Origin of the sequence: Streptomyces cahuitamycinicus, from assembly GCF_002891435.1 — a bacterium.
Taxonomy (GTDB): domain Bacteria; phylum Actinomycetota; class Actinomycetes; order Streptomycetales; family Streptomycetaceae; genus Streptomyces; species Streptomyces cahuitamycinicus.
Map to the genome: position 1 here is coordinate 1 of NZ_POUC01000228.1, position 12,635 is coordinate 12,635.

Sequence of the window (12,635 nt, forward strand, 5' to 3'; positions counted from 1 at the left end):
CCCCGAACGGCACCGCCGCCCGCACCACCTCCGGCGGACGCACGGTCTGCGAGCGGCCTGCCCAGAAGTGCTGCACGGCGAACCCCGCCGCGACGACGAGCACCACCGTCAGGGCCAGCACATTCCGCCGCTCCAGACCGTACCTGGCCTGCAACCACAGCGGCATCCGCTCCCGCAGCGCGAGCCCGGCCCGCTCCCGCCAGGCTCCCTCCGCCGCGCCACTCTCCGCGCTCTCCGACTCGGCGAAAGCACCCACGGCAGCCGGCCCTCGCCGGGTCTCTTCGACACCGACGGAACCCGCCGGCCCCGGCGGCCCTTGCCCCGACTCCCGCCGCTCACCCGCCCGTTCGACCGGCTCGGCCCGGCCCGGAGGCCTGGCCGAACCGGCAAGCTCTGACCCGGCAGGCTCGGCAGGCTCTGACTGGGCCGGTCCAGTCGGCTCGGCAAGCTCGGCAGGCTCGCCGAACAACACCTCTGCGCGCCGCCGGATTTCCTCCGCCGAGGCATGATTCCGGCGGGCTCGCCCGCGTGCGACAGGCGTGTGCCGGCGATGACGGACGCGCCCGTCGGACACCGGCCCACGGCCCGGGCCACTGGTCGCGGTCGCTGTGCGTGAACGTGATCGAAGTGCCATGCGACGAGGATCGGCCACCTCGGCCCACTCGCGATGATCTTGCCCGATTCCCGGGGACGATCCCCCGGTTGTGGACAACTCCGTCCCTCACACGGGCGACCCGAGCTTCACAGCAACGTTCACCGGGGCGAAACCACGACTCCCAGCAGTCCGGGCCCCGTGTGCGCCCCGATCACCGCCCCGACTTCGCTGACATGCAGATCGGCCAGCCCTGACACCCTCGTCCGCAGCCGGTCGGCGAGGGCCGACGCCCGGTCCGGGGCGGCGAGATGGTGCACGGCGACATCCACCTGGGCGCTGCCGGCACGGTCGGCCGCGATCTCTTCGAGGCGGGCGATCGCCTTGGACGCGGTCCGCACCTTCTCCAGCGGTTCGATACGGCCGTCCGCCAGTTGCAGCAGCGGCTTCACCGCGAGCGCCGAGCCCAGCAGGGCCTGCGCGGCACCGATACGGCCGCCGCGCCGCAGGTAGTCGAGGGTGTCCACGTAGAAGTAGGCGGAGGTGCCCGCGGCCCTCTTCTCCGCGGCCGTGACGGCCTCGTCCACCGTCCCGCCCGACTCCGCGGCCTCCGCGGCGGCGAGCGCGCAGAACCCGAGCGCCATCGCGATCATGCCGGTGTCCACCACCCGCACCGGCACCGGCGACTGCCGTGCGGCCACGACGGCCGCGTCGTACGTACCGGAGAGTTCGGCGGACAGGTGGAGGGAGACGATGCCGGTGGCGCCGGACTCGGCGACCTTGCGGTACGTCTGCTCGAAGACCGCGGGAGCGGGTCGCGAGGTCGTCACGGGGCGCCGCTTCTGCAAAGCCTGGGCGAGGGCGCGGGTGGAGATCTCGGTGCCCTCTTCCAGCGCCCGGTCGCCGAGGACCACGGTCAGAGGTACCGCCGTGATGCCGTGACGCTCCATCGTCCGGGTCGGCAGGTAGGCCGTTGAATCGGTGACGATCGCGACATGGCGGGACATGAGCTGGAGGTTACCTGCCGTAGCGCCCGTGCGGCAGTCCGACCCCTGCGCCCCGCGGCGAGCGTGGCCGGATCAAGTGGTGCTCTCGGGGCGGGGCTTCTTCTGCCAGGGGTAGGTCGGGCGCGCCGCCGGCGGCGTGATGGCGGGCCGTGCCGGTTCCTGAGCGGAGCCGGACTGCGCGGTGTCCGGCCAGGTCTGCCCGCCCGTGGCGGCATCCGCGGCGGGCGCCTGGGGCCACGCCGGCGGCGAGGACTGCGGCGGCGAGGCCTGCTGCCGGGCGGACGCCGGCTGCGCCGAGGACGAGGGCTGCTGCGAGGACGCGGGGTGCGGCTCCGGAGCCGTCCAGTGCCGCAGCGCCCCGGACTCCAGGTCGATCTGGGCGCTGAGCGAGTCCAGGTCGTCGTCCGCGAAGCGGCGGGCCCGGTCGCGGGCCGCCCAGCGCAGTGAGTCGGCCGCGTGCGCGATGCGCTCGGTGCGCTCGCGCAGCCCGGGCAGGCGCTCGCCGAGCGCGGCGCGGTCCGGCTCGGACTCCAGGCGCTTGAGCTCGTCGTCCAGCTCATGGCCGTGCGCAGTGAGCCGTTCGAAGAGGCCGACGGACTCCTTCAGGGACTCGTCCTCGGCGACGGCCGCGTTCAGCGCGTCCTGCGTGGCGCGCATCGACGTGCGCAGCTTCAGCCGGAGCTGGGCGAGTTCGCCCGCGGCGCCGGGCTGGGCGAAGGACTTGGCGCGCAGTGTGTGGTCCTCGACCGTGCGGCGGGCCTGGGTGATGCCGCGGTCCACGCCGCGCTTGGCGGCACCGACCGCCTTCACGGTGGCGTACGCCCCGAGCCCGAACAGGAGCACGAAGAGCAGGGCGAAGACGGCGATCACTGCATCCACAAGTGCTCCTCCTCAGGACGTCACGGCGCTTCGCGTCGCTCTTCAACGGTAAACGCAACGGGCAGGCCTGGAGTTCCAGAAAAACCCCGAACCTGCCCGTAGGGGACCACCCCGAGAGGGGACCCGCCCGTAGCGGACCACCCCGAGAGCGCTCCGCACGCTCCGCCCCGGCGGTCACGCCGGAACGATGTTCACCAGCTTCGGCGCGCGCACGATCACCTTCCGGATCCCGGCGCCGCCCAGCGCGGCGACGACCTTCTCGTCCGCCAGCGCGGCCTTCTCCAGCTCGTCGTCGGAGATCGACGGCGCGACCTCCAGCCGCGCCTTGACCTTGCCCTTGATCTGCACGACGCAGGTCACGGTCTCGTCGACGACGTACGCGGGGTCGGCCACCGGGAAGTCCTGGTGCACCACCGAGTCGGTGTGCCCCAGCCTTCGCCACAGCTCCTCGGCGATGTGCGGGGCCAGCGGGGCGACCATCAGCACCAGGGCCTCGGCGACCGGGCGGGACACGGGCCCGCCCACCTTGGTCAGGTGGTTGTTCAACTCGGTGACCTTGGCGATGGCGGTGTTGAACCGCATGCCCTCCAGGTCGCCGCTGACGCCGTCGATCGCCTTGTGCAGGGCGCGCAGCGTCTCCTCACCGGGCTCGGTGTCGACGACGGTGACCTCGCCGGTCGCCTCGTCGACGATGTTGCGCCACAGCCGCTGCAGCAGCCGGAACTGGCCGACCACCGCGCGCGTGTCCCACGGCCGGGAGACGTCCAGCGGGCCCATGGCCATCTCGTACAGGCGCAGCGTGTCGGCCCCGTACTCGGCGCAGATCTCGTCCGGAGTGACCGCGTTCTTCAGGGACTTGCCCATCTTGCCCAGCAGCCGGGAGACCTTCTCGCCCTGGTACCAGTAGGCGCCGTCGCGCTCCTCCACCTCGGCGGCCGGCACCGCGATGCCGCGGCTGTCGCGGTACACGTAGGCCTGGATCATGCCCTGGTTGAACAGCCTGTGGAACGGCTCGGCGGATGAGACGTGGCCCAGGTCGTACAGGACCTTGGACCAGAAGCGGGCGTACAGCAGGTGCAGCACGGCGTGCTCGGCGCCGCCGACGTACAGGTCGACACCACCGTGCGGCTGCCCCTCGCGCGGGCCCATCCAGTACTGCTCGATCTCGGGGTCGACCAGCTTCTCGGAGTTGTGCGGGTCCAGGTAGCGCAGCTCGTACCAGCAGGAACCGGCCCAGTTGGGCATGGTGTTGGTCTCGCGCCGGTACGGGCGCGGGCCCCGTCCGTCGCCCAGGTCCAGGGTGACGTTCACCCAGTCCTCGTTGCGCGACAGCGGCGTCTCGGGCTGGGTGTCGGCGTCGTCCGGGTCGAAGGTGCGCGGCGAGTAGTCCTCGACCTCGGGCAGTTCCAGGGGCAGCATCGACTCGGGCAGGGCGTGGGCGATGCCGTCCTCGTCGTAGACGATCGGGAAGGGCTCGCCCCAGTAGCGCTGGCGGCTGAACAGCCAGTCGCGCAGCCGGAAGTTGACGGTGCCCTCGCCGACGCCGGACCGCTCCAGCCACTCGGTGATGCGCGCCTTGGCCTCGGCGACGCCCAGGCCGTCCAGGCTGACCTCGTCGTTCGAGGAGTTGATGATCTTCGCCTCGTACGACGCGAAGGCGTTCTCCCAGGTGGAGGTTTCCGTGCCGCGACCGTCGGTCGGTTCGACGATGCAGGTGATCGGCAGCTCGAAGGCGCGCGCGAACTCGAAGTCGCGCTGGTCACCGGCCGGGACGGCCATGATCGCGCCGGTGCCGTAGCCCATCAGGACGTAGTCGGCGATGAAGACCGGGACCTGCTCGCCGTTGACCGGGTTGGTGGCGTACGCGCCGATGAAGACGCCGGTCTTGTCCTTGGCCTCGGCCTGGCGCTCCACGTCGGACTTCGAGGCGGCCTGGGCACGGTAGGCGGCGACGGCCTCACCGGGGGTGGCGTGGCCGCCGGTCCACACCTCGTGGGTGCCCTCCGGCCAGGCGGCCGGGGTGAACTTCTCCACCAGCGGGTGCTCGGGCGCCAGGACCATGTAGGTGGCGCCGAACAGGGTGTCGGGGCGGGTGGTGAAGACGGTGATGCGCTCGCCGTCGATGGGGAAGTCGACGCGGGCACCCTCGCTGCGGCCGATCCAGTTGCGCTGCTGCAGCTTGATGGCCTCGGGCCAGTCCAGCGCGTCCAGGTCCTCCAGCAGCCGGTCGGCGTAGGCCGTGATGCGCATGTTCCACTGGCGCAGCTTGGCCTTGAAGACCGGGAAGTTGCCACGCTCGGAGCGGCCCTCGGCGGTGACCTCCTCGTTGGCCAGCACGGTGCCCAGCCCGGGACACCAGTTGACCGGCGCGTCGGAGGCGTAGGCCAGCCGGAACTCGCCCAGGACGTCGGCCTTCTCGGCGGGGCTCAGCTCGCTCCACGCGCGCGTGTGCCCCGGAACGGGCCGCTCACCGGACTCGAACGCGGCGACCAGCTCGGCGATCGGGCGGGCACGCCCGGCCTCGTGGTCGTACCAGGAGTTGAAGATCTGCAGGAAGATCCACTGGGTCCACTTGTAGTAGTCCGGCTCGATCGTGGCGAACGACCGGCGCTTGTCGTGGCCCAGACCCAGCCGGCGCAGCTGGGACTTCATGTTCTCCATGTTGGCCTCGGTGGACACGCGCGGGTGCGTGCCCGTCTGCACCGCGTACTGCTCGGCGGGCAGGCCGAAGGCGTCGAAGCCCAGGGTGTGCAGGACGTTGTGGCCGGTCATCCGCTGGAAGCGCGCGAAGACGTCCGTGGCGATGTAGCCCAGGGGGTGTCCGACGTGCAGGCCCGCACCGGAGGGATACGGGAACATGTCCATGATGTACTTCTTGGGGCGGGCGACGGTCTGTCCGTCACCGGTCAGGTCACCCTTGGGGTTGGGTGCTGCGTAGGTGCCGTCGGCGTCCCAGAAGTCCTGCCAGCGTGCCTCGATGTCGGCAGCCATGGCGGCCGTGTAGCGGTGCGGCGCCGTCACCTCGGAGGTGGCGGCGGGGTTCGTCTCGCTCATGATCCTCAAAGCTCCATCGATCGTCTCTGCCTGCGGCTGTCTCGTTCGAGAAACGAAAAATCCCCTCGCACAGGAGGGGACGCCGCGCCGATGCCGGCCACTCGGTTCGTCCGGTGGCCGGGACTGATCAGCGCGGCCCGCTAAGCAGAAGGCGTACGGCACGCATGGCGCTAGGGTACCGCAGGCCCCCAGCGCGTCGCGACGCGCTTTCGCGGGGGTGTCTCGGTGCCCGACAAGCTGAACCAAGGTCAATAGTTACTTCGCGTAACAGTCACTAAGGGACAACAGAACAACCACATTGTCCTTTGATAACAACGCAATAACTCAAACCTCGTACCCATCGGTATGGCTCCGCTTAGAGTTCGGCAGCGGGACCGCTGCTTTCCCGAACCGCTCGGAGTTGCCCCCATGAACCCTCATCGCAGTATCAGCTCACCACCCCCGCTCGCCGGGACGTGGGGAGGCCGGTCGTGAACCAGTTCGACTCCACGGCAGACGACTCGTTCGCCGAGTTCTTCAACTTCGGTGCGGGCGTGCTGTCCCTCGTGTGTCTGACGTGCTCGGTGATCTGGGGCCTGGTCGCCCAGGACCGGATCCTCCTCGACGCACGCCGCCGCATCCTGGCGCAGGCCGTGCACCGGACCACGGCCGTCGCCTCGATCGTCTTCCTGCTGGTGCACATCGGGGTGAAGCTGGCGCTGTCCCACACCTCGTGGGTCGCCGCGGTGGTTCCCTTCGGGCTGGTGTTCACCGACGACGAGGCCGTCATGGGCCGGTCGTTCCTCATCGGCCTCGGAACCCTGGCCAGCATGCTCATGATCTTCGTGGCCATCACGGGCATGCTGCGCAACCGCTTCGCGTCCCCCGCGCCCGTCGCCGCCCGCTGGCGGGCCATGCACATGCTGGCCTACCCGGCCTGGTGCGCCGCGCTGGTCCACGGCCTCTACGCGGGTCGCGCGGCCAAGCCGACCTTCGTCGTCCTGTACTGCCTGTCCCTGGCCGGAGTGGCCGGCGCCCTCGCCCTGCGCGCGGCTCCGCGCCAGGTCAAGCGCCAGGTCGCCGACAAGGTCGCCTCGCTGATCGGGCCCGGCGAGGGCCCGGACCGCAGAGATCTGGAGGAGAGCCGGGCCCGGGCAGGCGGCGGCTCCGCGCTGCCCGGCTACGACGGCCGGGAGGCACCCGCGCGCTCCTCGGCCTCCCCGTCGGGTCCGCTGTACGAGAGGGCGGAACGCCCTGCGGTCAAGGAGCCGGCGAACGGCTTCGCCGCCGCCTACCGGGCCGTCTCGGGCCCGCCCCAGGGTCAGCAGGCCTTCGCGCCCGGGCCGACCACCGCCATGCAGCTGCCGCTGGACATGCAGCCCACCGAGACCATCCCGACCGTGGACGGCCCCTCCAGCACCTCCGGCAACTGGCCGATCCCGTCCCCGCCGCCGGTCGGCGAGGCCCCGCCGTCGGCCTACGACCCGCTCCAGGACACGGGCTTCAACATCCCGCCCTACGACCCCCTGCAGGACACCGGACAAAGCATCCCTGCCTATGGCAATCCAGGCGCCGCCGGCTTTGGATCGAGTGACGTGTACGACACGGGTGAGACGAATGCCGTCTACGACACGTACTACCCGAACGACACGTACAACAGCGGTCCCGCCACTGAATCAACGCCCGGTGCGTCCTATGACTTCGACGCTCCGGGATCGGGCGAACCTTGGAACACGCCTTCCGGAGGCTTTAAGTGAACGAGGCCCTGCCCGACGTACCCGAAGTCCGCGTCGTCGGCCTTCCTCAGCTCACGTCAGGCTTCGACCTTGTCGATCGGCTCGATCTGCCCATGCACCTCAAGGTGCACGGGCCGCTCGAGCCGATGGGCGGCGAGCAGCTCGCGCAACTCGCCGAACGCATCAACCTGAAGGGCCGCGGCGGCGCGGGCTTCCCCTTCCACAAGAAGCTGCGCTCGGTGGCCGAGGCGGCGATCAAGCGCGGCGTCCGGCCCGTCGTCGTCGTGAACGGCAGCGAGGACGAGCCGGCCTGCCGCAAGGACACGGTGCTGATCAACCGTGCTCCTCATCTGATCCTGGACGGTGCGCTGCTGTGCGCCGAGGCCCTGGGTGCCCGCACGCTCGTGGTGGGGGTCACCCGTGAGTCGACCCAGCGTTCCATGGAGGCCGCGCTCGCCGAACGCGGCCTCAACAACGGCCGCCGCTCGGCCCTGCGCGCGCGTGTCCAGCGCAACCCGGTCCGCATGGTCACCGGTGCCGCCGCGTCGCTGATCCGCTCGATCGACGGCGGGCCGGCCATCCCGCCCGGCCGCAAGGTCAGCGCCTCGCAGAACGGCGTCGGCGGCGCACCCACCCTGCTGTCCAACGCCGAGACCTTCGCCCAGCTGGCGATCGCCGCCCGCATCGGCCCGGAGCGCTACGGCAACACCGGCCTCTACGACGAGCCGGGCACCGTCATGCTCACGGTCTCCGGCGCCGTCGCCCGCCCCATGGTCATCGAGGTCCCGACGGGCGTGCCCCTGCGGTACGTCCTGCAGCTCGCCGGCGCACCACCGGTGCCGCAGGGCGTGCTCACCGGCGGCTACCACGGCAAGTGGATCGACGCGGCGACGGTCAACGAGGCGATCGTCTCGCGCAACTCCCTGGACGCGGTGGGCGGCGCGCTCGGCGCCGGCGCAATTCTGCCGATCACTCAGGACACCTGCCCGCTGGGCGAGTCGCTCCGGGTGGCGCAGTGGCTGGCCGAGGAGAGCGCGGGCCAGTGCGGCCCCTGCTACCTCGGTCTGCCGGCCGCGGCGCGCGGCCTGGAGGACATCCTCAACGGCGGCGGGCCGGCCGCCCTGGAGGCGCTCAAGCAGGTCGCCAAGAACGTGAAGCGGCGCGGCGCGTGTTCGCACCCGGACGGCTCCGCGATGTTCCTCGAGTCGACCATCAAGGCGTTCACGGACGACTTGGCCGCCCACGTCCTCGGTAACGGCTGCGGACGGCCCGTGGAGGGCGTTCTGCCGCTCTTCGAGGGCGGCAGGGCCCCCACGGGCATCCCGGGCGGCGGCGAGTCCGAGGAGAACGGCCCCAGCCGTCAGAAGATCTACGTGGACTGGACGCTGTGCCGGGGCCACGGGCTGTGCGCGGACATCCTCCCCGAGGTGTTCCAGCTGGGGGCCGACGGTTTCCCGACCGTGGCGCAGGCGCAGGTACCGCGGTACGCCGAGGCCAAGGCTCTACGCGCGGTGCGCCGCTGCCCGGCGCTGGCGCTGCGCCTCGAGGAGGCAGGTGCGCCGGGCGCGCCGTCCCGCAACCTCCCGGTCCTCTCCCAGGGCCGCGGCCGCCGCGCTCTCGGCCGCTGAGCACACGTACGGCGGGCTCCCCTCAGGGGCCCGCCGTACTCATACCCAGTGCTCACACCCACGACAAGAAGGCGGGCCATCCGATCGGATGGCCCGCCTTCTCAACCTCTGTGGAGCTAAGGAGAATTGAACTCCTGACCTCCTGCATGCCATGCAGGCGCTCTACCAACTGAGCTATAGCCCCTTGCCAGTGCTTCGCCGGGTTTCCCCGGCGGCGAAGCCAACTTTACTGGCCCATCAGTCCCAACACCAAATCGGTTTCGCTTCGCCCGAAATGACCGTTATGCCGTGACGAACGAGTAGAACCGCTTGAGCGTGCAGTGCTCCTCCAGCAGCCGGCCGTAGATCGGCTCGCCCTCCAACTCGCGGTACGTTTCGATGGGGTCGCCTTTTATGATCAGCGCCCGCGCGCATTCCTCGCACCAGTACTGGTAGTCGGGATTGATCGGTTCCATGTCGCGGACGATCGGAGTCCCGCTGCCGCACCAGTCGCACTTTCGCCTGTGTGCACCCATCGATCAGCTCCAGCTGTGGCCGCAGGCCGTGCACACGTAGGAAATCCCGCCGTTGTCGCCGAGCATCTGGGCCACGTGCGCGGAACCGCAGGAAGGGCAGCTGAGGCGGGTGGACATCTCCCGTGTGAACGCTGCTTCGAGGAGGTGGTCGACCTCCTCGCGGATGCTCGCAGGCATCGCTACTCCTCCCGTCGGGCCGCGCCCCCTTCCGGCCGTTTGATTCTGCCACGGCCGGACCAATACGGTCAGCGACGCCTCAGTACCAGTCCGGACACGGCACGGGGCAGCGCCGTAGAGGTATACGCCTCAGCCAGGCCGAGTGACTCAAGCCGGAGCACGAAAAATCCCGCCCCCTGACCGGGAACGGGATCTTGACGTGGAGCTAAGGAGAATTGAACTCCTGACCTCCTGCATGCCATGCAGGCGCTCTACCAACTGAGCTATAGCCCCTCGCGTCCGTCCCCGCCGGGCGGGGCGAACAAGAAGAACTTTAGCGTGCGACCTGCCGGAAAGTGAAATCCAGGTCAGTCGTCGTCGCCGAGCACCGGTTCCGGCAGGGTGCCGGCGTTGTGCTCCAGCAGGCGCCAGCCGCGGGCTCCTTCGCCGAGCACGGACCAGCAGCAGTTGGAGAGTCCGCCGAGGCTCTCCCAGTGGCGGGGATCGAGACCCAGCAGGCGGCCGATCGTGGTGCGGATCGTGCCGCCGTGACTGACCACGACGAGCGTGCCGTCCTCGGGGAGCTTCTCGGCGTGCCGGAGCACCACGGGGGCGGCCCGGTCGGCGACCTCGGTCTCCAGTTCGCCGCCGCCGCGTCGTACGGGCTCGCCGCGCTTCCACGCGGTGTACTCGTCGCCGTAGCGGCCGATGATCTCCTCGTGCGTCAGTCCCTGCCAGGCGCCCGCGTAGGTCTCGCGCAGCGCCTCGTCGTGGGTGACGTCGAGGCCGGTGAGCGTGGCGAGCTCGACGGCCGTGGCCGCGGCGCGCCGGAGATCGGAGGCGATCATCGCGTCCGGCTTCAGGGAGACGAGGAGCCGGGCGGCGCGGCGGGCCTGACCGAGACCGGTCTCGGTCAGCTCGACGTCCGTGCTGCCCTGGAAGCGGCGCTCCACGTTCCACGAGGTCTGGCCGTGCCGCCACAGGATGATGCGCCGGCCCCGGCCCTTCCCGGCGGACGCCTCACTGAAGGAGGTCACCGCCAGTCACCGTCCAGCTCCGCCGCCTCCTCGGCCGCCCGCAGCTTGGCGTGCTCCTCGGCCTTGCCGCGGGTGGCCAGGGCCTCCTCGGGCAGTTCGAGCTCGGGGCAGTCCTTCCACAGCCGTTCCAGAGCGTAGAAGACGCGCTCCTCGCTGTGCTGGACGTGGACGACGATGTCGACGTAGTCGAGGAGCACCCAGCGGGCCTCGCGGTCACCCTCGCGGCGCACCGGCTTCGCGCCGAGTTCCTTCGAAAGGCGCTCCTCGATCTCGTCGACGATCGCCTTGACCTGGCGGTCGTTGGGTGCGGAGGCCAGCAGGAAGGCGTCCGTGATGGACAGCACGTCACTGACGTCGTAGGCGACGATGTCGTGGGCCAGCTTGTCGGCAGCCGCCTGGGCGGCGGTGTTGATCAGCTCGTGAGAGCGGTCGGTCACGGTCACTACAAGGCTTTCGGTCGGCGGACACTTGACACCAAGGGTCTCACGGACCGCCGTGGGTCCCCCACGCGATGACGGGGATCACGTGGGGGGCCCGTCCCGCCGTCTAGTCGGACGACGGCTTGTAGTCCTGGCCGAGGACGACGGAGACATCGGCGCTCGTGGAGATCTTCCCCTTGGCCACGGAGCCGGCGGGCAGGCCCAGGGTCTTGGCGACCTCGGTGGCGTTCGCCTTGCCGGCGGCGTCGGCGTAGACGACCTGGGAGGTGGCCCGGGCGGTGCCAGTGCCGCCGTCCAGGAAGGTGAAGCCGCCGTTGAGGAGCACGACGCGGGCCTTCTCGGTGTTGTCCCTGACGCCGGTGGCGTTCTGGACGGAGACACTTACGGCGGCGTCCTTGTCGGGGCTCTTGGCGGTGCCGCCGAGGACCTTCCTGACGATCCCGGCGCCGGTCTGGGCGCTGAGCGTGCCGTCGCTCAGGACGGGCAGCAGGTCCGTCTTGTAGTCGCCGCCCTTGGCGAGGTCGGAGAGCCCGGCGAGGAAGGTGCCGAGGTCCTTGTCGGTGAGGGACGGATCGAGGATCTGCTGCAGCGTCTGGATCGTGGTCGTCGCGGCCTGCGGGTCGGAGGACAGCTTGCGCAACATGCTCTGCAGGACCTGCCCGAAGCGCTCCAGCTGGGCGTTCTGGGCCTCGCCGGGGGCGCGGTAGGTGGCGTAGGCGACGGCCATCTTGCCGCTGAGGGTCTGGGCCCGGCCCTTGTTGACCAGGGGGGCGGCGCCCTTCTTCTTGGCGGCGGGGTCGGGGACGGCCGTGTCGGTGTCGACGTCGATGTTGCCGACGAGGTCGACGAGGTTCTGCAGGTAGGGGGTGTCCAGGCGCCAGGTGCCCTCGATGTCGGTGCCGAGGACCGTGTCGAGCGCGTCGCGGGTGCCGTCGGAGCCGTCGTCCTCGACCGACTTGGCCAGGGTCGTCGTGGTGCCGTCGTCGCTGGTCAGAGCGAGCGAGTTGGGCAGCAGGACGGTGGTGCCCCGCTGGGTGGTCGTGTTGTCGACCAGGAGGGCCGTGGCGGTGCCGTCGCCGTTGACGTCGTGCAGGTGGACGACGATCACGTCGCGCTTCTGGGTGCCCGCGGCCGTCGCGGTGCCGGTCGCGGAGCCGTCGGAGGACAGGCCGGGCAGCTTGCCCGCGTACCAGAGGTAGCCGACGCCGCCGGCCGCGACGAGTGCGAGCACGACCGTCAGGGCGACGATCCGGCTGCGGGCCCGGCGCCGGGCCTCCTCACGGCGTTCGGTGCGGTTCTCGGTGAACTTCAGCCAGTCGATGACGTCTTCGGAGTTGGCGTCCGGTTCCTCGACGAAGGCGAACTGCTCGGTGTGGTAGTCCCGCTGCGGTTCGGCGGGGGCTTCCCGGTCGTGAGCCGGTCCGGCCTGCTGCGGGATGTGGGCGGCCTGCTGCGGGACGGGGGCGGTCTGCTGCGCGGTCTGTTCGGCGGTGCGGGACTGCCGGCCGGTGGCGTCGGCAGCGGTGGCCTGGCCGTAGGGGTCGTGCTGGGTGCTCTGCGGGGGGCCGCCCTGGTGCGAGCCGGTGGCGTACGGGTCGTAGGCGCCGTAGGG

The 12,635-nt window shown here is 70.7% G+C and carries 10 protein-coding genes, 2 tRNA genes and 1 pseudogene; 2 read left to right on the forward strand and 11 right to left on the reverse strand.

Going from position 1 to position 12,635, the window contains the following annotated elements; translation table 11 throughout:
* The 4 genes and pseudogenes from C1J00_RS48355 to leuS form a co-directional block, all read right to left on the reverse strand.
* Positions 1-256 (reverse strand): annotated as a pseudogene (locus tag C1J00_RS48355) (ComEA family DNA-binding protein); the annotation flags it as partial.
* A gap of 497 nt (positions 257-753) precedes the next feature.
* Positions 754-1,599, reverse strand: a complete 846-nt coding sequence (locus C1J00_RS26380; protein WP_102911533.1) for a DegV family protein — start codon at positions 1,597-1,599, stop codon at positions 754-756.
* A gap of 72 nt (positions 1,600-1,671) precedes the next feature.
* Positions 1,672-2,478: a hypothetical protein gene (locus C1J00_RS26385; protein WP_102911534.1), complete on the reverse strand. Its 807-nt coding sequence runs from the start codon at positions 2,476-2,478 to the stop codon at positions 1,672-1,674.
* A 174-nt stretch (positions 2,479-2,652) separates the two neighbouring features.
* Positions 2,653-5,532, reverse strand: coding sequence for a leucine--tRNA ligase (gene leuS, locus C1J00_RS26390; RefSeq protein ID WP_102911535.1), 2,880 nt, complete (start codon positions 5,530-5,532; stop codon positions 2,653-2,655).
* Between the two features lie 470 nt (positions 5,533-6,002).
* On the opposite strand from leuS, the gene C1J00_RS26400 reads away from it, so the two are divergent.
* Together C1J00_RS26400 and C1J00_RS26405 are read left to right on the forward strand one after the other, a co-directional pair.
* On the forward strand, positions 6,003-7,268 hold the full coding sequence (locus C1J00_RS26400; RefSeq protein ID WP_102911537.1) for a ferric reductase-like transmembrane domain-containing protein: 1,266 nt from the start codon (positions 6,003-6,005) through the stop codon (positions 7,266-7,268).
* Complete coding sequence (locus C1J00_RS26405; protein WP_102911538.1) at positions 7,265-8,875, forward strand: NADH-quinone oxidoreductase subunit NuoF family protein; 1,611 nt, start codon at positions 7,265-7,267, stop codon at positions 8,873-8,875. Before C1J00_RS26400 ends, C1J00_RS26405 begins: the two co-directional genes overlap by 4 nt.
* 111 nt (positions 8,876-8,986) lie before the next feature.
* Here the strand turns inward: C1J00_RS26405 and C1J00_RS26410 are convergent.
* From C1J00_RS26410 to C1J00_RS26440, 7 genes are all read right to left on the reverse strand, one after another.
* A tRNA-Ala gene (locus C1J00_RS26410) sits at positions 8,987-9,059 on the reverse strand.
* 97 nt (positions 9,060-9,156) lie between these two features.
* On the reverse strand, positions 9,157-9,390 hold the full coding sequence (locus C1J00_RS26415; protein WP_006136074.1) for a hypothetical protein: 234 nt from the start codon (positions 9,388-9,390) through the stop codon (positions 9,157-9,159).
* A gap of 3 nt (positions 9,391-9,393) precedes the next feature.
* Complete coding sequence (locus C1J00_RS26420; protein WP_101927779.1) at positions 9,394-9,567, reverse strand: hypothetical protein; 174 nt, start codon at positions 9,565-9,567, stop codon at positions 9,394-9,396.
* 200 nt (positions 9,568-9,767) lie between these two features.
* Positions 9,768-9,840 (reverse strand) — tRNA-Ala (locus tag C1J00_RS26425).
* A gap of 74 nt (positions 9,841-9,914) precedes the next feature.
* Entirely contained in the window at positions 9,915-10,589 is a 675-nt protein-coding gene (locus tag C1J00_RS26430; RefSeq protein WP_102911539.1) for a histidine phosphatase family protein, read from the reverse strand.
* The gene (rsfS, locus tag C1J00_RS26435) at positions 10,580-11,026 is read right to left on the reverse strand and encodes a ribosome silencing factor (protein ID WP_102911540.1); all 447 of its coding nucleotides are present in this window, start codon (positions 11,024-11,026) and stop codon (positions 10,580-10,582) included. The genes C1J00_RS26430 and rsfS overlap by 10 nt, the downstream gene beginning before the upstream one ends.
* 103 nt (positions 11,027-11,129) lie before the next feature.
* Positions 11,130-12,635, reverse strand: a 1,506-nt coding sequence (locus tag C1J00_RS26440) for an LCP family protein (RefSeq protein ID WP_102911541.1), incomplete at its 5' end; no start/stop codon positions are given.